We start from the raw sequence: 20,311 nt of genomic DNA on the forward strand, positions 1-20,311 counted from the left end.
CGTACGAGGCCCTCGCGGAGCAGCACGGAGTCCTCGCCGATCACGACTCGCACGGCAACTCCACCTCGATCACGGTCGGGCCGCCGGCCGGGCTGCTCAGTCGCAGAGTGCCGTCGACCGAGCCGACGCGCTGGGCGAGGCCGCGCAGGCCGGTGCCGTGGGCGGGATCGGCCCCGCCCCGACCGTCGTCGGCGATCACCACCGACAGCCGGTCGCCGGCTCGGCCGATCGTGACGGTGATCGAGGACGCGTCGGCGTGCTTGGCCACGTTGGCCAGCGCCTCCGCCACCACGAAGTACGCCACCGCCTCGATCGTCCGGGATGGACGGTTGGGGACGGCGACGGTCAGGCGTACGGGGACGGGGGAGCGCGCGGCGATTCCGGACAGCGCCGCGTCCAGCCCTCGGTCGTCGAGCACTGCGGGATGCAGTCCGCGCACGAGCTGCCGGAGTTCGGTGAGCGCGAGTTTGGCCTCGTCATGGGCGTCGGTGAGGGCCTGGGTCACCCGGGGATCGGCGTCGGTCAGCGTCGCCCGGGCCAGTCCGAGGTTCATCGCCAGCGAGACGAGCCGCTGCTGCGCGCCGTCATGCAAGTCTCGTTCGATCCGGCGTCGTTCCGCGTCGGCGGCGTCGACGACTTCCGCGCGGCTCTCGGCCAGCGCGTCTACGCGTACCGAGAGGGTTTCGGCCCGGCTCGCCTGGAGCATCACCTCGGCCAGCCGGAGTTCCAGCCGGGCGAACTGGCGCGCGACGACGAGTCCGAGAATCAGCAGCAGGCTGGCGGCGACAGCCACCGACGTCGTCACGAACGAGTCGTCGTACTGCAGCCAACCGGTCGAGCCGCGGGGCACGACCCATCCGAAACTCAGCCAGATCGCGCCGAGCATCGCCACCGACCAGCACAGGATCACCGCCGCCGCCGAGATCACCGACAGCGGCGCGACGATCAGCCCGAAGACGATTTGGCGGCGCACTCCTTGGCCCGGCGCGGGCGGCACCAGGCGTACGCCGAGCAGGGCCGCATAGCGCTGCCGATGCCAACTCGCCACCAGCGAGCCGATCGCGCGCGGCCAGAACGCCCCCGCGACCGCGATCACCAGCAGCCCGGCCAGGCTGATCGGGGGCCCGGTGACGGCGAGGACGGCCGACCGCCAAGCCCTCAGGAGTGCGCGCATGCGACCACGGTAGAGATCGGGTGCTTCGGGCGCGATGGCGTAGACCACCGCTCGGGGGGTGAGGACAACCCCACCCCGGTAGCGGCTTAGCGTGACAGCCATGACCGATGTCGAGATCCGGACGGCTCAGGAAGACGACGTGCCTGCCGTGGTGGCGGCCTACGAATGGCTGTTCGCCCCGCCCGGATCGCCGCCGCCGAGCTGGAATCCCGAGATTGCGGCCGACCGCGTACGGCATGCGATCGCTTCGGACGACAGCACCGTCCTGATCGCCGTCGACTCGGAGGTCGTCGGACTCTGCACTGCGTACTTGGACATCCTGTCGGTCCGGTTCGGCCGGCGCTGCTGGGTCGAAGACCTCGCCACGCATCCAGACCGGCGATCGCAGGGGCTGGGGACGCTGTTGCTGGACGCCGCCTGCTCCTTTGCGCGTACTCGTGGGGCGACTCATATCGAGCTGGACTCCGGCGATGCGCGAGTGCGCGCGCATCGTTTCTACGAAGCGCGGACACCGAGTTGGACGGCCCGGAGCTTCGGCTGGGTGCTGTAGTCAACTTTGGTTGACGGTCGAACATGTGTCAACTACGGTTGACACATGACGACGACCCTCACGCTCGTCGGCGCGGCCACCCCGGAACGCCCGCCCGTGCCGCCGAACCGTCTGCTGATCCTCGGCCTGGTCACCGGCCCGCTGTTCATCGTCGCCTTCCTACTCGAAGGCTGGTTCCGCGACGGCTACGACCCGATGCGGCATCCGGTCAGCTCGCTCGCCCTCGGGCCGGGCGGCTGGCAGCAAACCCTTAACTTCCTGATCTGCGGCTTTTTGACGCTGCTGTTCGCGGTCGGTCTGCGGCGCAGCCTCCGCCCGGGTCCCGGTGCGCTCGCCGGCCCACTGCTCGTCGGACTCTGGGGACTCGGGCTGATCGGCGCGGGACTCTTCACGACCGACCCGGTCAGCGGCTACCCCACGGCCGCGAGCCCCCACACCTGGCACGGAACACTCCACGACGTGCTCTCGGTCGCGGCCTTCGCCGGCCTCGCGTTCGCCATGCTCTTCTTCGGGTACGCCTATTGGCGCCGTCGATCCCGTGCGTTGGCCGTCTACTCCGTGCTCAGCGGAGTGGCCTTCATGGTGCTGTTCTTCGTGTCCGGTGCGGGATTCGGGCAAGATCCGTCGCTTGTGGATACCGCCGGGTCGTGGCAGCGGTTGTCGATCGGAGTCGGCTGGCTCTGGGTGTTCCTGCTGGCTAAGCGTTGCTCAGGTATGCGAGCACCTCGTCGCACCACGCGTTGAACGCCGGCCGCGTGTCCCGACGCGGGTGGATCCGGTTGCTGAGGATGACCACCCCATACCCGTACGCGGGCTCGAACCAGATGCGGTGACCGACGAACCCAGAACAGCCGTAGGAGCCGGGGCCCGGGCGCGGTCCGCCGAGTCCCCGCGTCGGGGGCAGCCACCAGCCGAGCCCGAACCGTTCGCCGGCGGCATTCGTCCCCCAGGGGTGGCGGACGGCGTAATGCAGTTCCGGATTCACGACGGCGTCGGCGAACCAGGCCCGGGCGGCTGCCGTCACGAGGTCGATCGTGCCGAAGGCGCCAGCGTGCCCGGCCACCCCGCCCATCGCGTACGCGTTCTCGTCGTGCACTTCGCCCACGATGATCCGCTGCCGCCACGGGCAGTCTTCGGTGGCTACCGCCGGTTCGCCTCCACTGACAGGCCCGAATCGCAGTCCGGATCGGGCGGCCGCCATTGCCGGTAGGTCGGGTCCGAGGGCTGCGCCGAGCAGCAGGAAACCCAGGTCGCTGTAGACCGCCTCCGTCCCAGGTGGACGGTCGAGCGGAGCCGCCAGCGCCTGTGCCACGACGTCGGAGTCGGTGCGGTAGAAGGGAACGGTGGCTGGCAGTCCCGCTGTGTGGCACAGCAATTGGCGTACGCTCGCCGCCCCCACCGGAGAGCCGACCGCCCGCGGCCACACCGACGACAGCGGTGCGTCGAGATCGAAGCGCGCGAGCACCTCCGGCAAGGTGACCAGCGTCTTCGTCAGGCTGGCCAGATCCCACCACGTGTCGGCGGTGACCGGGCGGCCGGTGGTCAGATCGGCCACTCCGCGTACGCGCCGGTAGCGCACGGAATCGGCGTCGAAGACCGTCATCGCCACGGCCGGCATCGGGGCCGCCGCCAGCAGGCGGTCGAGCTGTTCGTCCATCAGCGCAACGCGAGCTGACGAGTGATGGTGGGATCGGTGATCTTGGTGTCCTTGGCGAGCATCAGCGCCTTGCTGAGGATGACCGCGAGCACCCGATCGCCCTCGAACGGCAGGAACACGTCGGTCGGACCGCCCGCCGCCTGTTTCGGCACGATGCAGAGGTACTGATCGTTCGGCGTCATCAGGATGTTTCCGGAACCGAGGTGGATCTTGTAGCTGCGCAGGTCGCCGCGTACCACCAGGAAGCGGCCGTCGACATGGGCGCGGTCGGCGATCGCCAGCCGGGGCACGAGGCGTTCGAGCATGTCTCGGCGGGTCTGCGCGGTGCCACTCAGCTCGCCGAAGCTGTAGGACTCCCAGTACTCCCGGAACCGCCCTTCGGGGCCGCCGTCGGACCAGGTCGGGTCGTTGCCGACGCTCGCGACACCGACGAACAGGTCGACGTCGCGCAACACCTCGCTCAGCACGAGCGGCGGAATGTCAGCCAGCGGCAGCGGCTCGGTCGGCCGCGCGTCCTGATGAACCCACTGTTCGTAGCCGCCGCCACCGGCGTGCGCGTGGTTCGCCGGCGCGCCCGTCGGATAGAACCGCACCTGATCGGTGGCCAGCCGCAAGTACGCGCCCGCCTCGGTGGTGTCGGTCTCCCAGTTCTCCCCGGCGCCCTCGACCCAGAACTCCGCGCGCAGACCCCAGTGCGGCAGCTCGCGACGAGCGGGTTCGTAGGTGTCGTCGACCATCATGCGCAGCTGGTTGCGCCAGCCCCGCGCCGCGGTCAACGCGTGGAACTGGTGCTGCCGCAGGATGTGCGCGGCGAATCGGTTGGAGTAGACCCGCGTGTTCTCCTCAGCCGCGGTCAGCAGATAGACCTCGCGGTGCGCCTGCTTGAACGGCTGGGTCACCCGCCGCGCCTCCAGCCAGGCGCGCCACGCCAGCACCTCGTCCACGTCACGGCCGATCGGATGCCACAGCCGCACCTGCTCACCGGTGGTCACTGTCTTGTCTTCAAGCGTACGCAGAGAGCCGTCCGCGAATCCGCAGGGCACGTCGTCGACCACCCAGATCAGGCGACGGGCCAGCGTTCCGACGAGGGGATGGTCGAGATAACGTTCGCGCCATGCCTCGAACGGCCACACCCGCCGGGCGAGGAACTGACGATCCAGCCGCTCGGCTTGGGCCGACAGCATCTTGTCGACGTCCTTGACGGCCGCCTTGAATTCGGCCAGCTCCTCGGGGTACTCCGCCTTCACGGTGGCCGGCGGGGACTTCACCGGCTTCCCGGCGGCGTTGAGCCAGGTCACCGTGCCGGTGGCAGCGTCCAATGTGGCCGATGCGTCGCCGAACTTCTCGACGCGTACGCCGACGTCGGTGAGGCCGTAGGTCGGCACGGCCAGCTCCTCGACCTCTTCGCGGGTCAGGTTCAACGCCTTGGCGCGGTTGTCCAACGCGGCGTTGAGCTCCTTGAGCGTGCCCTTGTAGGTGACCCGCGACGCCAGCCGGGCGATCTGGGCGAGGGTGGCCTCGGACGGGATGCGGGACAATGCGTACACCGCGGCGTTGGCGACCTTCGGATTACGCGGGCCGATGCCAGGTGCCTTCTTCAACGCCGTCTCGACCAGAGCGGCGAGCACGCGGGCGGTCTCCGCCTCTCCGGCGTCGGCGTCGAGAGCGACGAACCAGATGAGGCCGCGCAGAACGTTCGCGTTGTACGGGTCGAACGCTTCGTTGACGTCGGGATCCCACTGCGAACGGGCGAGCCGGATCGTACGCGCCCGGCCCACCAAGGCCAGCCAGGTCCGCAGCTGCCGACCGGGGTGGTCGAGAGCGCTCAGTAGCTTGTGGGCCGCCGTCTCCCACTTCGCGGAGGGCTTGGCGCTCGTCGCGGCGGCCGCGTGACGGAACAAGGCGTACCAGTGGTCCGCTTCGGCTGCTGGGAGCGCGGCGACGTCGGCCAGTGCCCGGTCGGCCCACGGTTCGCCGACGTTCAACGCCGGGAGCTCGGTGAGCTGCTTCAGGAGGGGAGCCAACTCCTGGGCGGAGTTCCAGTAGCCGTGCACCGTCGAGCGCCGGATGACCGCGAGAGCGTCCGGCGCGAGGGGCCGTCCGGCGGCGAGCACTCGCTCGGCCAGCTCCCGCAGCTCACCGCCGCCGAAATAGGTCAGGTGCTTCGCGCCGAAGCGGAGGGCGATCTCGGCGTCGTCGGGATCGTTGCTGACCGTGTACGGCTTGACCAGCTCGTGGAGAAGCGTGGCGAGGATGCCGCGTTGACCGCCGTCGGACACCTCGACCGACCGATCTAGCAGCGTCATCAACAGAGTCGGCACCTGCTCCGGGGCGAGCCGCCGTAACGACTGCCGGGCGTCGGCTTGGCGCTGTGCCCGGTGCTTGCCTCGGCGGTCGTCGTCGGCCTCGGCGAGGCGCGCCGACCAGGCCATCGTCTCGTCGGCGAGCGCGTCCACGTCGCCTCCGCGGGCCAGTTCCCGCAGCCGCTCTACGTGGGCGACGAGATCAACCACGGCCGACATCAGCCACCGACCAGCGGCACGAGCTTGAGAAAGGTGATCTGCGTGCCCCGCGACAGCTCGACCATCGCGTCCTGGTCCTCGACATGGCGGTCGTCGACCAGAACGACGAAACCGTTGCGGGAGAACGCCTCCAGCGCCTTGGCGGCCTGCTCCTCCGGGTCGACCCGGCGCGGCTGCTTGAGCTTGAAGCCGTTGAGCGTCTGCTCGGCGCCGGTCGGCTGGACGAGGCCTCGGAAGACGTCGCCGCCCTTGGCGTTGTGCTCGGCCACCTCCTGGAACACCCGGCGGCGGATGACTTCGCGCAGCGGCAACCGCTCCTCGAAGATCTCCAGGTGCCACGCCGTGCTGCGGTCGCCCGCGGTCGTCTCGTCGACGAAACTCACCATCGCCATGGGCCCGAAGTGTAGAAGGCCCCACCGACAAAAGGCCGGAGACCCTCCACTTCGGAGGATCCCCGGCTCGTGGATCAGCGGATCAGCAATCAGCGGCCTTGCAGCGACTTCACGTTGTCGCCGAAGGTCCAGCCCTTCGAACCGTCCCAGTTGATAGACCAGGTCATCAGGCCCTTGAGCCCGCTGACGCTGTTCCAGCACTGGGAGACCGAGGACGGCGCCATGTAGCCGCCGCCCGCGCCGGACTGAGCCGGCAGACCTGGCACCTGCTTGTCATAGGGCACCCGAATGGTCGTGCCCTGGATGACGAGGCCGGTGTTGAGGCACTGCGTCTGCACGGTGAAGCCCTGCACGGTCCCGGCCGAGTAGGAGTCGCCGGAGCAGCCGTACATGCTGCCGTTGTAGTACTGCATGTTCAGCCACCACAGGCGGCCGTTGTCGACATACTTCTTGATGATCGGCAGGTACGCCCCCCAGATGGAGCCGTAGGTGACGCTGCCGCCGGTCACGTACGCCGTCTCGGGCGCCATGGTGAGCCCGAAGTTGGCCGGCATCGCGGCCAGTACGCCGTCGATGATGCGGATGAGGTTGGCCTGCGACGTCGACAACGTGGCGATGCTGCCGCTGCCGGTCAGCCCGGTCTCGATGTCGATGTCGATCCCGTCGAAGTTGTACGCCTTGAGGATCGGCACGATCGTCGCGATGAACCGGTCGGCGACCGTGGAGGAGCTGAGATCGATGCCGGCGGCCGCGCCACCGATCGACAGCAGCAGGGTGGCACCGGCGGCCTTGGCGGCGCACATCTCGGCCGGGGTCGACACCTTGACCCCGGCGTCCATGCCGTCCTCCCACAGCGCGGTGCCGTCCGACCGGATCACCGGGAACGCCGCGTTGATGACGTTGTAGCCGTGGGCGGCGATTCGCGAGTCGGTGATGGGAATCCAGCCCATCCCGGGATGTACGCCGTTCGAAGCGCCGTCCCAGTTCTCCCAGTACCCCTGGAGCACCTTGCCTGCGGGGCGGGATTTCACCGCGCACGTCGATCCGGTCGACGACGGCGTGGGGCTGGGGGAGGTGCTCTTCGTCGGCGAAGCGCTGGGCGACGCCGTACGCGAAGGAGAAGCCGATGGAGAAGCCGACGGCGAGGTGGTCCGCGAGGGTGACGCCGAGGCCGACGGGCTGGTGGTCGAACCGGAGCAGGTGCCGAGGTCCTTCCACAGCGACGGAGTCGCCGCCGGGTTCCACCCCGCGCCGACGTACGCCGTGTGCCCGACAAGTGCTTCGTATAGGTGGCCGGAGTAGGTGACCTTGTCACCGGTCTTGTACGTGGTGCCCTCGGCCCACGCGGCGTACCCGGCGCAGGAGACCGAAGTGGTCTCGGCCGCCTGGCCGGTGGGGACGATGACCACTGCGGTGACCAGGGTGGTCGCCAGGGAGATGGCGAGAGCGAGCAACAGCCGCCCCCGGGGGGAGCGCACCGAGCGGCGCGCGGGAAGCGAGTCGTTCCACATCCCGTAATTATTAAGAAAGCTTACTTTAAATGTCTATCTCTTCGAGAGTGCCAATATCGCTGGCGTTCCGAGTGGGCGCTCGGGCAAGCTCTCCGGCATGTCCAAGACAACGGGGATCGTGGACCTGTTCGACCGGTTGGCGGGGGAGTACGACGAGGTCGTGCCGTTCTTCGCCACCTTCGCCGGGCAGCTGCTGGACTGGGTCGGCGTACGCCCCGGTGACCGGGTGCTCGACCTCGGCTGCGGCCGCGGCGCGCTCGCTCTCGAGGCCCAGCGCCGGGGAGCCGAGGTCATGGCGGTCGACGCCGCTCCGGGCATGGTGCGAGAGCTGACCACCCGCCACCCGGAGATCGACGCCCAGGTGATGGACGCGCATCGGCTGGACTTCGCCGACGCCTCGTTCGATCTGGTCGTGAGTGGATTCGTGGTGCACCTGCTCGCCGACTCCGTGGCCGCGGCGGCCGAGGTCCACCGGGTGCTGGCCCCGGGCGGCCGGTTCGCCTTCTCGTGGCCGGGCCCGTCGTCGGGCGACGACCGCTGGGCGTTCGCCCGCGACCTGAATCGCGAGTACACCGCCTATGCCCAGCGGGAACGGAACAACGGCAACGACGACGAAGCCGAGGACATCCTGGCCGGCTTCGTCGAGGTCAGCTCGACGACGGCCGAGGTGAGCCTGCCGATCCCGGATGCCGACACCTACTGGGCGTGGGCCTGCTCGCACGGATCACGGGCCTTCATCGACGCCCTGCCCGAAGACCGGCGGGCCGAATACCGCGCGCGGCTGTCGGCCGGGGTCGCGCGGCTCGATCCGATGACGATCGACCGTGGCGCGGAGTTCTGGCAGGCACGGAAGCCGTCGCCGCCGCTAGCGCCTTGATCATGGAGACGCAGACCTGGCTGGCCGACACCCGCACTTCCTACGACACGGTCGCGGAGAGCTACTACGACTTCGTCCGGGATTCGCTGACGGACAAGCCCTTTCTGCAGGGTGCGCTGACGCTCTTCGCCGACCTCGTACGCACCACCGACGGCGGACCCGTCGCGGATGTCGGCTGCGGTCCGGGGCACGTGACGGCGTACCTGCGAGGTTTGGGGCTGGACGCGTTCGGGGTGGACCTTTCCCCGGGGATGATCGAGGTTGCCCGGCGAGAACACCCGGGACTGCGGTTCGACGTCGGCTCGATGACGGACCTGCCGCTCGCCGACGACTCCGTGGCCGGGCTGCTCGCGTTCTGGTCGGTGATCCACGTTCCGGATGACCAGATTCCGACGGTGTTCGCGCAGTTCCGGCGGGTGCTGCGGCCGGGCGGCCCGGTTTTGGTCGGCTTCCATGTGGGTCAGGGAGACCGGCTGAAGACCGAGGGATACGGCGGGCACCCGATGAACGTGCACGTCTACCGCCGCCAGCCCGACCAAGTGGCGGAATGGTTGCGGGAGGCCGGATTCACCGTCGAGGCGAGCCTGACGGTGAGCCCGTACGCCGAGGTCCCCGGCGGCCTCGTGTACGCCCGCCGGGCGGACTAAGGAACGTCGCCGAACGCGACGAGAAGCTTGCGCAGCATGGCTTCCAGCTCGGCGCGCTCCGCCGGGCCGAGTGCGGCGAGCATCCGTTCCTCGTTCGCCATGTGCCCGCCGAGGATCGTGTCGACCGTCTTGCGGCCCTCCGAGGTGAGCCGGATCAGCACCGTACGCCGATCGCCCGGATCGCTGCGGCGCTCGACCAGCCCTCGGGCTTCCAGGCGGTCGATGCGGTTCGTCATCGCCCCCGACGTCACGAGCGCCATCTTGAGCAGCGCACCCGCGCTCAACTCGTACGGCTTACCGGATCGGCGCAGGGTCGCCAGCACGTCGAACTCCCACCGCTCGAGGTCGTAGCCGGCGAAGTGCGTCTTCAGGGCCCGTTCGAAATGACGCGACAGCCGGGAGATGCGACCGACGATCTTCATCGGCGAGACGTCGACCTCGGGACGTTCGGCGGCCCACTGGCCGATGACGGCGTCGACCGCATCGACGGCTTCCGGCTCGCGGGCCGGTTTATTCCGGGTGCTCACATGACGAGTATCTCAACGTTGAACTACTTGACGTCAAGGGACTGCCGCTGTTCGATTATCTCAACGTTGAGATTCTCAAGAAAGAGGAATCACGATGAAGGTATTGGTGATCGGCGCGACCGGGTACATCGGCTCCGCCGCCGCTCGCAAGCTGCGCGAACGAGGCCACGAGGTGGTGGCGCTGGCCCGCGAGGCGGCTGCCGGCAGTGCGTACGAGGTGCGGATCGGCGACCTGACGAAGCCGGCCACGGTGGCCGCCGCCATCGGTGACGACATCGAAGCGGTGGTCAACCTCGCGACGCTCAGCGGCGACCAGGCCGTCGATCAGGCGGCCACCGCTGCGCTGGTCGACGCGCTGGCCGGGCGCGTACTGGTGCAGACGAGCGGGATCTGGGTGCTGGGCCGGACCGGCCGGGAAGCGGTGGACGAGAGCGCGCCGACCGACGCGCTGCCGATCGTCTCCTACCGGCCGCTGATCGAGCAGCAGGTGCTGGCCGCAGCCGAGCGAGGCGTGCGATCTGTCGTGATCCGGCCGGGCATCGTCTACGGCAACGGCGGCGGCATTCCGGCGATGCTGCTGGACCTCGCCCGCAAGCACGGCGTCGGGCGCTACTTCGGCGGCGTCGAGACGCGCTGGCCCATGGTCCACGTCGACGACCTGGCCGAGCTGTACGCGCTCGCGGTCGAATCCGCGCCGGCGGGAACGCTCCTGCATGGCGTAGACGAGCCTGCCGTGTCGCTCGTCGCGATGGCGGCCGCGACCGACCTGGCCGCGGGCGGCACCGGGCGTGCCGAGCCCTGGCTGAACCCGGAGGCGACGGCCGCGTTCGGCGACCCCTTCGCCGAGGCGCTCGCCCTGGACCAGGCGGTGAGCGGACAGCGGGCGCGCGACCTGCTCGGCTGGCAGCCCGCCGACCGGAATGCGGTACGCGACCTGCACCGCTGACGAAGAGCTAGCCACGCGGGCTAGCCCGCTCCGAGCGGCCGTCACGCTAGCCGCTGGATCAGGGATCTCGGTCGTATTCCGGCCAAGATTCGACCCAGAACCCTGATCCAGCGCCAGAACCAGCGCCAGAACCAGCGCTACGCGGAGACCGTCTCTAGTGGACGGTCGGCGGCCGGCTCCTCGTCGTGTGCGATCTGGGTGAGCTGCCGCCACAGCGCCACGACGAACACCGCCGAGCCCGCGAAGGCGAACCAGAACGGCGCGGTCACCCCGAATCTCGTCGCGAGCAGACCGCCGATCGCGGAACCGACGACCAGGCCGCCGTACACGCAGATCGTGTAGACGCCGCCCACGCGTCCTTGCAGCTCACGGGGGACGGCGCGCTGGCGTACCGTGATCGAGGTCGTGCCCCAGATGAAGGCGTGCGCGCCGAACAGGAAGAAGATCCCCGCGGCCACCCAGGGTGAACGGGTCAGCGCCAGGCCCAGGTGGGTCAAGGTCTCGATGATCAGGCCCACGCGCATGATGCCGCCGAGGCTCACCCGCCGCGTGATCCAGCCGTACAGGCCCGTCCCGGCCAAGCCGCCGACCGCGCCGACCGTGGTCATCAGGCCGAAACCCACCGCGCCCAGGCCGAGGCGATCTTGCGCGTACAGCACCAGCACGGACCAGGCCGCGCCGAAGGTCACGTTGAAGATCAAAATCGTCAAGCCAAGGGTACGCACAGCGGCGTGGGACAGCGTCCACCGGAACCCGGCCGCCAGGTCCTTGCGCAGATCCCGGGTTTCCTTTCCCTCCGCCTCCTGCCCGTGTGGTGGCAGAACCACCCGGGAGACGAGGAGCGTACCGGCGATGACGAGGAGCGTCTGGCCGAGGAAGGGCCAGGCCATACCGGCGGCGAACAGTGTCGCACCGAGCGGGGGACCGGCCAGCTGGTTGAGGGTGATGAACCCGGTCTGAATCCGGGAGTTGGCGATCGCCAGGTCGTCCCGGGAGACGAGCATCGGCGTCAACGTGCCGGTCGTGTTGTCGGCGAACACCTCCGCCGTCGCCAGCAGACCCAACCCGGCCAGCGCCACGGCGACCGTCGCGGTCTCGGTGGCGATCGTCGTCACCAGCACCGCCAGGATCAGCACGCGTACGGCGTTGGCGATCAGCACGATCCGCCGGCGGTTGTGCCGATCCGAGAGCACTCCGGCGTACAAGCTGAACACCAGCGGGGGCGCCCAGCCCAGCAACGCGGCGACGGAGATGAGGAACGGCTCGTCGGTCAGCGAGGCGACCAGCAGCGGCCCGGCCGCCATCGCGATGCCGTCACCGAAGTTGGTCGTCCACGACGACGCCAGCAGCCAGCGGAAATTTGTCCCCAGCCGGGCTGGCACGAGCTTTTCCATCACAAGATCCGAACCTACGTGCGGCGACCCTGCCGGGCCAAACCGTTTACCCTTCTGATCATGCACCGGAACAGATGGCTGATGTCGGCGCTGGTCGCGCTCGGGCTCGTCGCGCTCTTCGGCGTCTTCATCGCCGTCCGGGACGACACGGCGCTGATCAGCGCGTTGTCGGCGGCGGGGACGGTGGCTGCGGGCGTGTTCGCGGCGGTGGCCGCGTTCGGTTCACTGCGCGCGGCGGCCGCCAGCAACGCATCCGCCGAGCGGGCTCGGGAAGCGATGGTCCGCTCGGTACGCCCGAACGTCGAACCGTCGGTGTCGGCCGTCGACACCACCCTGATCGGCACGCTCACCTGCACCGGGTACGCCGCGATCGACATCACCGTCGTCTGGACGCTGACCGACGGTGAGGTCATCACGGAGACTGTGGCGCGGCTGGCCCCGGGCGAGGATCCGCTGACCTCGACCCTGCCGCAGCCGGTCGAGATGGTCTGGCTCTCGTTCACCGACGAGGGCCGGGTCGGCAAGTGGCAGGACACCTGGCAGATGGGGCAGGAGCCGCACAATCTCGGTCGGCTGACGCTGATCGAGTCGCGCCTCGCCGACTGAACCGCCCCGCAGGGCCGAAGCCATGCGGGGCTCGATTCAGGCGGTCAGTGCCAGTTGCTGATCTGGACGTCGTGCGGCGCAGGCTCGCCCTTGCCGGTCTCGACGAACCGCTTCATGCTCATCAGGAACGTCGCCCACTTGGTGCTGCAGTGGTACATGAACTCCACCGGCTCGGCCCAGCCCTCATGGCGGAAGAGCACGATGGTGAAGTCGTCCTCCTGCTTCAGGTCGAACCGGACGTGCGTGCCGAGCCATTCCTCGGGTCCTTCGACGACCTCCCAGAGGACGAGCGCATCCGGGCGCACGTCGACGACCTTCATGTCGAACCCGCCGGGGATGAACCGGAACTTCAGTACGCCGTCCGCGTCGGCCGTGGTGTCCTCGGTCCACCAGGCGGCCAGTCCGTCGACCGTGGTCAGGGCGGAGTAGACCGCGCTGGGCGAGGCGATGACGCCGACTCGGTGCAGAATGTCAACCATTTCTCATTCTCCTTAGCTGGGCTTTCTGGGCGCGCGGCCGTATTCGGGCGCGCGGCATCGGCGTCCCGGCGAGGACGCTGAGCCGTGCGATTACTGGATGGGAAAAGTTCAGTCGAGCTGGCGTTGCAGGGCAGCCAGCGGCCCGTCCCAATCGCGGGCGAGTGCCCCGAGGAACTGCTGCGCGATCTTCATCGGCGCGGAGTCCAGCCGATAGCGGACGCGACGCCGTTCACCGGGTTCGGCGACGACCAGGCCGGCCTCGGCGAGGAGCGCGAGGTGCTTGGCGATCGCCTGCCGGGTGATCGGCAGGCGGGCCGCCAGGTCGGTCGCGGTGGCCGGACCGCTGGCCGCGAGCGTGGCGAGGATGCTGCGCCGGCTCGGGTCGGCCAGGGCGGTGAAGACCTCTTGCGCCACCGCCTCCAGGTCAGAGAGTTCCATCGAGGTACGCGACGAGCTCGCCGAGTTCGCTCGTCCACCCCTCGTTGTTGGCCGAGTACGCCTTGGCGTATTCGCCGTCGGGAAGCTGCGCGAATCCGGTCTCCACCATGGTGAGCGTAGTGCCGGTCGCGCTCGGCTCCAAGGTGAACTCGACGTAGGTGCGGCGCGGGTCGTCGGCCGGCAGACCGTAGATCATCCAGGTGTAGCCGAAGACGTGGGGCGGCTCGACCCGCTCGATGGTGAGCGTGGCGACGTCGCCGCTGTCCCAGGTGAGCTTGGCCTGGCCGCCGACCCGGAGGTCGACCTCGGCCTGCTGGCCGAACCAGGTGCCGAGCCCCTCGGCGGTGGTCAACGCCTGCCAGACCCGCTCCGGCGAGTGCTTGATCTCAAGGGTGCGTTCGATGCGGTCGGGGAATGCCATGACGATCTACCTCCACGAGAAGCATATATAGCAACTACTCAGTTGCTACTTACGTTATAGCAACTGAACGGTTGCGTCAACCTGGTCGGGGAACTGAAAACTTTCGGTACGTGACTCAGCACTTTCGATACCGTTTTCCGTAACCCGAGCGGGAGATACTGTGGCGCATCGACAAATATGCGCGCGAGGACAACGGCGTCCTTGGCCACCTGACGAGGGGCTAGCCATGATCGACGCTATCGGAACGCCGAAGGTGTCCGTCGTCATCCCGACCTACAACCGGGCCGCGCTGATGCGCCTCATGCTGGCGCAACTGGCCCGGCAGACGTTGCCGCCGTCGGACTTCGAGGTCGTCGTCGCCGACGACGGATCGTCCGACGAGACCGCCCAGGTCGTGGCCGAGTTCGCCGACCGGCTCCGGCTCAAGTACTTCTTCCAGGAGGACGTCGGCGACCGGGTCAGCCGGGCGCGGAACGAAGGCGCCCGGCTGGCCGAAGCGGAGGTGCTGATCTTCCTCGACTCGGGCGTGATGATCTCCCCCGAGCTGGTGGAGCGGCATCTGGCGTGGCACGAGGACGGCAAGCCGCTGTTCGTGTGCGGGTACGCCTGGGGCTACGATCCGCGGTTCCCGCCGATCGAGGATCTGCATACGATGCTGGCCGCCGAGCCGCCCGAAGCCGTGCTGGACCGGTTCCGCGACGATCCGGCGTTTCGCGACGTACGCCATGAGGCCCTCGTGACCTGGGACTTCGACATGAATGCCATGCCGTTGCCGTGGCAGCTCGTGTTCGGGCTCAACATCTCGATGTCGGCCGAGGTGTTCCACCGCGTCGGCGGCTTCAACGAGGACATGACCGAGTGGGGCTGCGAAGACCTGGAGATCGGATTCAAGGCGCAGCGCGCCGGGGTTCCGTTCCAGTTCGCGATGGACGCCTGGGTCATCGAATGGCCGCACGAGCGAGACATGTCCACCCGCTGGCCGCAGATGGTGGCCAACATGGCGAAGTTCCTGGTGGCGTACCCGGAACCGGTGATCGAGATCGGTTATGTCCTGTGCGCTGCGAACGAGTATTGGCGCTGGGAGGAGACCTGGCTCGAACTCGGGCGCTGGACTCGGCAGGCGGCGACGATCGACGTCGCGGACGAGGTCGCCCGAGCGCTGGAAACCGTCGGCCCGGACGATCGGGTGGCGGTCTTCGGCGCGGGTGGCACGTTGCCGCACGGCCTGCGCCGGGCGGTCGTGGTGGACTTCGACGCCGACCTGTTGCAGCAGGCCACCCGGGGTACGCCGCACATCGCTTCGCACGCCGTCGGCGTGCGTACGGTGTTGCCGGATCAGTCGGTCGACACGGTTCTGGTGACATCCCGGCTGACCGGGTTGTGGCCGACCTGGCAGACGCACATCCTCGCCGAGGCCAACCGGATCGGCCGCCGGGTCGAGGTGCTGCTGAACCCGGCGGCCGGTTGACGACTGGCCGGCTCGCTCAGCTGTACGCCCTCGCCTGGAGGTCGAACAGCTCGGCGTAGAGACCCCGGTTCGCCATGAGCGTGGCGTGGTCGCCGACCTCGGCGATCACGCCGTCGTTCAGGACGACGATCAGGTCGGCCATGCGTACGGTGGAGAAGCGGTGCGACACGAACACCGTGATCGCCCCCGACTCCCGCGCGACCCGGCCGGCCTGATCGGCGTACCGCTCGAACAGGGCGTGCTCGGCCGCCGGGTCCAGCGCCGACGCCGGCTCGTCGAGCACCAGCAGCAACGGTTGCCGGCGCATCATCGCCCGGCCCAGCGCCAGCCGTTGCCACTGACCTCCGGACAGTTCGGCGCCGTCGGTCCAGCTGCGGCCGAGTTGCGAACCGAGGCCGTCGGGCAGGTGGTCGATCACCGGAATCGCCTGCGCCCGGTCCAGCGCGTCCAGGACGTGCTCGTCGGAGGCGAGGTTCGGCAGGTCGCCGACGCCGACGGTATGCCGCGCGTCGAACTCGTACCGTGCGAAGTCCTGGAAGCCGACGGAGATGCGTTGCCGCCACGTCTGGACCGGAACTCCGGCGAGATCGACGTCGTCGACCAGGATCTGCCCGGACGACAGGGGATAGAACCCGCACAGCAGCTTGACCAGCGTCGTCTTGCCCGCGCCGTTCTCGCCGACGATCGCCACCCGGGAACCGGCCGGGAGGGTCAGTGTGACGTCCCGGAGCGCCGCCCGTTTCGCGCCGGGATATCGGAACGACACGTCGCGCAGGGTGATGCCGCGGCCGAACCGCGGCGGCGGATCGTGCCGCGGCCCGGTGAGCGCGGGCGGCGTGACCTGCTCACGTAGCGTCCGGAGCCGCTGGTACGCGCTGCCCATCCGTTGCAGCGTCTCCATGAGGCTGACGGCCAGCGTCACCTGCTGATTGACCTGCACGGCGAGGACGATCACCAGGACGACGTCGCCGATCGCGCCGTGGCCCGCGATCGCCTGACGGACCACGAGGAGGACGGCGGCGACGTAGGAGAGCGCGAACACCAGTTGCCCGGCCGTATGCACCATCGTGGCGAGGAAATGCCCGCGTGCCAGCCCTTTCGTGGCCGCCGCCCAGTTCCGGCGATGCCGATCCAGGAGCTCCCGGCCGAGCCGGAAGACGCGCAGCTCCCCGGCGACGGTGACCGAAGTGGACAGATGGACCAGGTTCAACGCCACCCGGGTCGGCTCGGCGGTGCGCGTACGCGCCCGGTCCCGGAACCGTTCAGCCCGGCGTCCGGCGATCAGGGGCGGCAACGCCGCGACCGGAAGCAGGAGCAGCAACGGATCGACCCGGGCGAGCAGCACCGCCGTGATGGCCATGGCGACCACCAGTCCGACCCCGTTCATCAGGGCGTCCATGGCGTTCTCGAACTGGCGGCCCTCCTGGCGCAGGATGGTGATCGCGTCGGCCTGCTCGGGCTGCTCGTGGTGCTCGATGCCCGGCGTGCCGTTGGACACCTCCATGAGCTGGGCGTCGAAGTCTTCCTCGGCCATCTCCGCCAGCTCGAAGTAGGCGATGTGGGCGAAGTGCGAGAAGGTAAGCATCGCGATCGCCAGCGCGCCTGCGATGCCACCCGCGACTGCGGCCGCAGTGCCGTCGCGGTCGGCCAAGGCGTCGGTCATCCGGCCGAGGGCGTACGCCATCAGCGGCGCGGCCGCCGCTCCGCCGAGCATCAGCGCGACCGCGGCGGCGGCACGCCGGCGGTCCAACCGCCAGGCGGTCACCAGGATGCGCCAGGAAGCCGCCAACGCCTCGATCATGCGGTCACCTCGGTTTCGGTCAGGGCTTCGGGGCCGTCGACGAAGCGGTCCGCCTGCAAGGAGAACAGCTCGGCGTACCGGCCGTCGTGAGCCATCAATTCGTCGTGCGCGCCTCGTTCCAGCACGGAACCGGCTTCGAGCACGACGATCTGATCGGCTCGCCGGACGGTGGAGAAACGATGCGAGATGAGCAGCGTGGTCGCACCCCGGGTCAGGGCGGCGAACTCGTCGAAGAACTGCGCCTCGGCGCGTACGTCGAGGCTGGCGGTGGGTTCGTCGAGGATCACGACGGCCGTCCCGTGACGCAGGGCGAACAGCGCCCGCGCCAGCGCGATGCGTTGCCACTGCCCGCCGGACAGGTCCACCCCGCCCGACAGGTGCCGGGCCAGCGGAGTGTCGAGTCCTTTCGGGAGCGAGTCGATCAGCGGGCTCAGCCCGATGGCGTCGGCCGCCTGGCGTACGCCGGCCCGATCGTGCTTGGCGGCGACCGCCCCGAACGCGATGTTGTCCGCGACCGACGCCTCGAACCGGGCGAAGTCCTGGAAGATGACGCCGAGCCGGGCCCGCCACTCCTCCGGGTGATACGCGCGGATGTCGATTCCGTCGGCGAGGATCGCACCGCTAGTCGGCTCGTACAGCCGGGTGAGCAGCTTGACGACGGTCGTCTTGCCGGCTCCGTTGAGCCCGACGAGCGCCGTGCACTGTCCAATGGGGATGGTGAGCGACAGCCCGTCCAGAACCGGGGAGGCTTGGCCCGGATAGCGGAACGTGACGTTCTCGAAGCGGATCTCGGCGACAGGCGCGGGGGCGGCTCCCGAGGCCGCCGGTCCCGGCTCGTCGATCCGGTCGGTGAACCGGCGGAGCGCCTCGTAGCCGTACATGCCCACGCAGGTCTGCGAGTCGGCCTCCGCGTAATACTCCGACAGCCGCAGCGCACCGAGGATCGACTGCACGACCAGGACGAACTCGGTGAGCGAGAGACCGGCCACCGCCGTCGTCCCGAAGGCCGCGAAAACCGCGACGGTCACCGCCAGACCCCACAGCGAGGCCCAGATGAACGGCCACAGGTAGACGCGCCGCCGCGCGGTGCGCACGTCTCGCAACAGCAACTCGTACGCCTCTCGCAGCTGTTGCCGCAGCCACAGGAGTAGTCCGAAGACCCGGATTTCCTTGCCCGCGTCGCTGTCTACGGCGAGCCCGCGGACGTAATCGAGTTTGCGGTGCGCGCCGACGGTGTCGAACCGCACCTTGACGTATTTGCGCAGCCCACCGCGTTGGCAGTAGCGGAAGACCAGCACCGCGGCCACCAATGCGACGGCGGCGAGCCAGGAGAACACCGTCCCGACTACGGCCGCGAACCCGGTCAGCGCCGTGTACCGGGCGACGAGGGCGAACAGACCGGGCACCGCCTGGCCCGGGCTCTGGAAGCCGAACTCCAGCTGCCGGGCGGCGTTGCGGAGATCGTCGAGAGTGGACTGATCTTCGAGTATGCCGATGCCGGGACTGCGTAGCGATGCCTCCATCAGATCCTCGAGGAGCAGTCCGTCGACCCGGCGCGCGGTCAGCTCCCGGAGCAACGTGACGACGGGGGCGAGTAGTTGCTGCAGAACGAAAGCGACTGCGCCCAAGAGGAACACCCGAAGCAAGCCGGTCCACTCGGCGGACGGCAACCCGGCTTCGACGGCCGCGGGCACCCGGCCGATGACGACACCGGTCGCGACGACGAACGCCACCGGCAGTATGCCGAGCAGCACGTTGATCAGCAGGAGGCCGGTGACCAGCCCCGGCCCGGCCCGTCCGGCGAGACGGACGATCTTCCAGCGTTCGGCGACTCGCTGCCGGAACCAGTTCATCGCGCCGCGACCCGCCCCTCGAACTCGTCGCAGCTCGGCAGCCCACGCTCGCGGATGACGTCGTTGATGTTGAACGGGTGGACGTCCAGGCTTTCGAACTCGCGCAGTAGCGCGGTGATCGGCGTGCCGTACTTGGCGGCCAGGTACTCGTAGTTGGAACCTTCGCCCTGCTTGGACTCCCGTTCGTGCGGAACGTGCAGGGCGGCGGCAGCCCGATTCACCGCGAAGTACGCACCCGCCCGATACAGGCGGTAACCGACGTCCAGATCCTCGCCGCCCCAAGTGCGCAGGGACTCGTCGAACATCCCGATTTCTCGCAACAGCGCCGTCGGAGCCGAGACGTTGCAGGTCCAGTAGATCGCCCAGGGTGCGGGCTGCCGCCCGAAGTCTTCGCCGTACTTCGCGTAGTACTGGTCGCGGATGTCCGGCCAGCGCCCGTTCGCCCGCAGCAGGCCGATCGAGCGGTCGACGTCGTCGAAGTCGAGCGTCGCGTTCATCTCGGCCGCGCCCTCGGGATCAGGGTTGATCATGAGGCAGTAGACGTAGCCGATCAGCGCCAACGGCCCGGTCGCACTCGCATGACTGTCCACATGCGCCTGCAGCAGGCCCGAATGCGGGAGTACGCCGCAGTCCAGCAGGACGCAGGTTTCCCCGCGAGCCGCCCGGATGCCGAGGTTCCGGGCGGACGAGGCTCCGAAGCCTTCCCGCTTCTCCTGGTGGAAGTACCGGATGGGCAGCCTGCCGGCGAACTCGTCGACGACCGTACGCGTCTCGTCGGTCGACCCGTCGTCGCAGACCAGCACCTCGAACTCGGCGGCCGGGAGGGTCTGCCGGGCCAGCGCCTGCAACGTGAAGCGCAGCAGACGGTCGCGGTTGTAGGTCGGAATGACGACGCTGCATCTCAGCATGGCGACTCCTGCTTCTCGGGCGGTGCCGCCCCCGTGGGGGAGGATCGGCGGCGGCAACGAGCGCGGAGCCCGGCGCGGCCCCGCTATAGCTGAGTCGAAGCAGCGGTGGGTGTTTTCGACATCCGGCGACCGCAATCTGC

The 20,311-nt window shown here is 69.0% G+C and carries 20 protein-coding genes; 7 read left to right on the forward strand and 13 right to left on the reverse strand.

Annotated features, from left to right (window positions below; genetic code table 11):
• Positions 1 to 40: 40 nt before the first annotated feature.
• On the reverse strand, positions 41 to 1,174 hold the full coding sequence (locus HOV77_RS10060) for a sensor histidine kinase (RefSeq protein ID WP_290860633.1): 1,134 nt from the start codon (positions 1,172 to 1,174) through the stop codon (positions 41 to 43).
• Positions 1,175 to 1,274: 100 nt separating this feature from the next.
• On the opposite strand from HOV77_RS10060, the gene HOV77_RS10065 reads away from it, so the two are divergent.
• On the forward strand, positions 1,275 to 1,724 hold the full coding sequence (locus HOV77_RS10065) for a GNAT family N-acetyltransferase (RefSeq protein ID WP_290860635.1): 450 nt from the start codon (positions 1,275 to 1,277) through the stop codon (positions 1,722 to 1,724).
• A gap of 45 nt (positions 1,725 to 1,769) precedes the next feature.
• Positions 1,770 to 2,468 (forward strand): DUF998 domain-containing protein, encoded by a 699-nt coding sequence (locus HOV77_RS10070; RefSeq protein ID WP_290860637.1) that lies wholly within the window; start codon positions 1,770 to 1,772, stop codon positions 2,466 to 2,468.
• Here the strand turns inward: HOV77_RS10070 and HOV77_RS10075 are convergent.
• From HOV77_RS10075 to HOV77_RS10090, 4 genes are all read right to left on the reverse strand, one after another.
• Positions 2,422 to 3,381 carry a serine hydrolase domain-containing protein gene (locus HOV77_RS10075; RefSeq protein WP_290860639.1) on the reverse strand — a complete coding sequence of 320 codons (960 nt, stop codon included), beginning with the start codon at positions 3,379 to 3,381 and terminating at the stop codon, positions 2,422 to 2,424. The genes HOV77_RS10070 and HOV77_RS10075 overlap by 47 nt on opposite strands.
• Positions 3,381 to 5,903, reverse strand: a complete 2,523-nt coding sequence (locus HOV77_RS10080) for a DUF4132 domain-containing protein (protein WP_290860641.1) — start codon at positions 5,901 to 5,903, stop codon at positions 3,381 to 3,383. Before HOV77_RS10080 ends, HOV77_RS10075 begins: the two co-directional genes overlap by 1 nt.
• Positions 5,903 to 6,295, reverse strand: a complete 393-nt coding sequence (locus HOV77_RS10085; protein WP_290860643.1) for a hypothetical protein — start codon at positions 6,293 to 6,295, stop codon at positions 5,903 to 5,905. Before HOV77_RS10085 ends, HOV77_RS10080 begins: the two co-directional genes overlap by 1 nt.
• Positions 6,296 to 6,384: 89 nt before the next feature.
• The gene (locus HOV77_RS10090) at positions 6,385 to 7,806 is read right to left on the reverse strand and encodes a glycosyl hydrolase family 18 protein (protein ID WP_290860645.1); all 1,422 of its coding nucleotides are present in this window, start codon (positions 7,804 to 7,806) and stop codon (positions 6,385 to 6,387) included.
• 97 nt (positions 7,807 to 7,903) lie between these two features.
• Here HOV77_RS10090 and HOV77_RS10095 point away from each other — a divergent pair, with 97 nt between their 5' ends.
• Together HOV77_RS10095 and HOV77_RS10100 are read left to right on the forward strand one after the other, a co-directional pair.
• A complete protein-coding gene (locus HOV77_RS10095; protein ID WP_290860647.1) occupies positions 7,904 to 8,683 on the forward strand; it encodes a class I SAM-dependent methyltransferase in 780 nt (259 codons plus the stop codon).
• A 2-nt stretch (positions 8,684 to 8,685) separates the two neighbouring features.
• Entirely contained in the window at positions 8,686 to 9,330 is a 645-nt protein-coding gene (locus HOV77_RS10100; protein WP_290860649.1) for a class I SAM-dependent methyltransferase, read from the forward strand.
• Here HOV77_RS10100 and HOV77_RS10105 read toward each other — a convergent pair.
• Positions 9,327 to 9,857 (reverse strand): MarR family transcriptional regulator, encoded by a 531-nt coding sequence (locus tag HOV77_RS10105; RefSeq protein WP_290860651.1) that lies wholly within the window; start codon positions 9,855 to 9,857, stop codon positions 9,327 to 9,329. The genes HOV77_RS10100 and HOV77_RS10105 overlap by 4 nt on opposite strands.
• A 94-nt stretch (positions 9,858 to 9,951) precedes the next feature.
• Between HOV77_RS10105 and HOV77_RS10110 the strand changes: the two genes are divergently transcribed.
• Positions 9,952 to 10,803: an NAD-dependent epimerase/dehydratase family protein gene (locus HOV77_RS10110; RefSeq protein WP_290860653.1), complete on the forward strand. Its 852-nt coding sequence runs from the start codon at positions 9,952 to 9,954 to the stop codon at positions 10,801 to 10,803.
• 137 nt (positions 10,804 to 10,940) lie between these two features.
• On the opposite strand, the gene HOV77_RS10115 is transcribed toward HOV77_RS10110, so the two are convergent.
• Positions 10,941 to 12,197 (reverse strand): MFS transporter, encoded by a 1,257-nt coding sequence (locus HOV77_RS10115; protein WP_290860655.1) that lies wholly within the window; start codon positions 12,195 to 12,197, stop codon positions 10,941 to 10,943.
• A gap of 60 nt (positions 12,198 to 12,257) precedes the next feature.
• On the opposite strand from HOV77_RS10115, the gene HOV77_RS10120 reads away from it, so the two are divergent.
• A complete protein-coding gene (locus tag HOV77_RS10120; protein ID WP_290860657.1) occupies positions 12,258 to 12,803 on the forward strand; it encodes a hypothetical protein in 546 nt (181 codons plus the stop codon).
• A 44-nt stretch (positions 12,804 to 12,847) separates the two neighbouring features.
• On the opposite strand, the gene HOV77_RS10125 is transcribed toward HOV77_RS10120, so the two are convergent.
• The 3 genes from HOV77_RS10125 to HOV77_RS10135 form a co-directional block, all read right to left on the reverse strand.
• Positions 12,848 to 13,282: an SRPBCC domain-containing protein gene (locus HOV77_RS10125; protein WP_290860659.1), complete on the reverse strand. Its 435-nt coding sequence runs from the start codon at positions 13,280 to 13,282 to the stop codon at positions 12,848 to 12,850.
• A gap of 108 nt (positions 13,283 to 13,390) precedes the next feature.
• Positions 13,391 to 13,720, reverse strand: coding sequence for a metalloregulator ArsR/SmtB family transcription factor (locus tag HOV77_RS10130; protein WP_290860661.1), 330 nt, complete (start codon positions 13,718 to 13,720; stop codon positions 13,391 to 13,393).
• Positions 13,707 to 14,141, reverse strand: a complete 435-nt coding sequence (locus HOV77_RS10135; RefSeq protein WP_290860663.1) for an SRPBCC family protein — start codon at positions 14,139 to 14,141, stop codon at positions 13,707 to 13,709. Before HOV77_RS10135 ends, HOV77_RS10130 begins: the two co-directional genes overlap by 14 nt.
• Positions 14,142 to 14,367: 226 nt before the next feature.
• Here HOV77_RS10135 and HOV77_RS10140 point away from each other — a divergent pair, with 226 nt between their 5' ends.
• Positions 14,368 to 15,609: a glycosyltransferase gene (locus tag HOV77_RS10140; protein ID WP_290860665.1), complete on the forward strand. Its 1,242-nt coding sequence runs from the start codon at positions 14,368 to 14,370 to the stop codon at positions 15,607 to 15,609.
• 16 nt (positions 15,610 to 15,625) lie between these two features.
• On the opposite strand, the gene HOV77_RS10145 is transcribed toward HOV77_RS10140, so the two are convergent.
• The 3 genes from HOV77_RS10145 to HOV77_RS10155 are packed head-to-tail and all read right to left on the reverse strand — an operon-like array spanning position 15,626 to position 20,171.
• Positions 15,626 to 17,410: an ABC transporter ATP-binding protein gene (locus HOV77_RS10145; RefSeq protein ID WP_290860667.1), complete on the reverse strand. Its 1,785-nt coding sequence runs from the start codon at positions 17,408 to 17,410 to the stop codon at positions 15,626 to 15,628.
• Positions 17,407 to 19,263 carry an ABC transporter ATP-binding protein gene (locus HOV77_RS10150; protein ID WP_290860669.1) on the reverse strand — a complete coding sequence of 619 codons (1,857 nt, stop codon included), beginning with the start codon at positions 19,261 to 19,263 and terminating at the stop codon, positions 17,407 to 17,409. Before HOV77_RS10150 ends, HOV77_RS10145 begins: the two co-directional genes overlap by 4 nt.
• Positions 19,260 to 20,171 carry a glycosyltransferase gene (locus HOV77_RS10155; RefSeq protein WP_290860671.1) on the reverse strand — a complete coding sequence of 304 codons (912 nt, stop codon included), beginning with the start codon at positions 20,169 to 20,171 and terminating at the stop codon, positions 19,260 to 19,262. The genes HOV77_RS10150 and HOV77_RS10155 overlap by 4 nt, the downstream gene beginning before the upstream one ends.
• Between the last annotated feature and the right edge of the window lie 140 nt (positions 20,172 to 20,311).

This window comes from Hamadaea sp. (assembly GCF_013362815.1).
Classification (GTDB): Bacteria; Actinomycetota; Actinomycetes; order Mycobacteriales; family Micromonosporaceae; genus Hamadaea.